Below are 1,675 nucleotides of genomic sequence, written 5' to 3'. Positions count from 1 at the left end.
TTGACGTTGACCCCACTTCGACTAGGTTCTCATCGAAACGGTCAGGAAGAGCCGCGAAGTGAAAATCTGTTGGGAGAGACGCGGCATGATCCTGACACTGGCGCTGCTTGCGGGGCTCGTCGCGGCCTGGCTGCTGATCGGCGTGGTGGAAAAATTCCGCCTCGGCCTGCGCTTCACGCAGGCGCTGCTTTATGTACCGTTCAAGCTCGCCTATCGGATTGCCGACGGCCGCATCAACATCGCCCGCAACGCAGCCGCCCCGGTCATCTACGTCATTTCGCACCAGTCGCGCCTCGAACCGGCGCTGATGCTGTCACTGCTGCCGGAAGATACGCTGCACATTCTCGACCAGGCCTCCGCCAAGTCACCCTGGCTCGAACCATGGCGCGAGCTTGGCCGCACCATCGCCTTCAACGCCGAGCATATCTTCGTCAGCCGCCGGCTGGTGCGGGTGCTGAAGGGCAAGGGCCGCCTTGCCGTCTATTTGCCGGACGCGGTCGAGCCGGATATCAAGACATTTCGCCTGTTTCGCGCCGTTACCCGCATCGCCATGCAGGCCGATGCCCGCATCGTGCCGATCTTTGTCGCCGGCGCGCGCACTCTGCCGGTGTCGCTGACGCCGGCGGACAAGGCGCCGCGGCGCTGGTTTCCGCGCCTGTCGATCAGCGTGCTGGAGCCGATGACCATCGCCGAGCTGGTGGCGCGAAACCCTGATCAGTCCTCGAACACCAATGCGCTGTTCGACCGTTTCGCGGAAGCCCGGCTTTTCGGCAGCGATCTTAATCGCGGCCTGTTCCTCGCCATGCGCGACGCCGCCGACCGAGTCGGCGCCTCGCATCCTATCGTCGAAGACGTGGTCAGCGGCACGTTGAACTACAGAAAGCTGTTCATCGGCGCGCGGGTGCTGGGCCGCCGCTTCGAGGCGGTGACGGCGCCGGGCGAAGCGGTTGGAGTGCTGCTGCCCAACGCCAACGGCGTCGTGCTGTCGCTTATTGGCCTGTTGTCGGCGAGCCGGGTGGCGGCGATGATCAACTACACCGCAGGTCGGGCCAGCGTCACCGCCGCCGTGCGCACGGCGGAAGTCCGCACCGTGGTCTCGTCGCGAGCCTTTATCGACAAGGCCAACCTCGCTGACATCGTCGCGGGGGTGGAAGGAGGCGGCGCCAAACTGTTATGGCTGGAGGACGTGCGGGCCAGCGTAACCGTGCTGGACAAGCTCGCTGCCGCCTTGCTGTGGCGCTGGCCGCTGCAGCCGCAGAATGCGGCCAAGCCAGCAGTGATCCTATTCACCTCAGGCTCGGAAGGCACGCCGAAGGCGGTGGTGCTGTCGCACAGAAATCTTCTCGCCAACGCCATGCAGGCCGAGGCCCGCATCACCATTTCGCCGGCCGACATCCTGCTCAACGTGCTGCCGGTGTTCCACTCGTTCGGGCTCACCGGCGGCACCATCCTGCCGCTGGTCACCGGCGTAAAACTGTTCCTCTACCCCTCCCCGCTGCACTACAAGCTGATCCCCGAGGTCGCACGCAAAGCAAGGCCGACGGTCATGTTCGGAACCGACACGTTCCTCGCCAATTATGCGCGCACCGCCAAGGACGGCGATTTCTCCAGCCTGCGCTTCATCGTCGCCGGCGCCGAGGCGGTGAAACCGGAGACGCGCCGCATCTACCGGGAG

The 1,675-nt window shown here is 65.0% G+C and carries 1 protein-coding gene; it reads left to right on the top strand.

All coding sequences use genetic code 11. From position 1 onward, the window contains the following. Positions 1 to 85: 85 nt before the first annotated feature. Positions 86 to 1,675 (top strand): AMP-binding protein (locus tag EOA86_RS33620; protein WP_128345480.1); only part of this gene is annotated, 1,590 nt, incomplete at its 3' end.

This window comes from Mesorhizobium sp. M5C.F.Ca.IN.020.32.2.1 (genome assembly GCF_004023105.1).
Taxonomy (GTDB): domain Bacteria; phylum Pseudomonadota; class Alphaproteobacteria; order Rhizobiales; family Rhizobiaceae; genus Mesorhizobium; species Mesorhizobium wenxiniae.
Note: the sequence above shows the minus strand (reverse complement) of the source record. Positions and strands in the feature narration are given on the sequence as shown.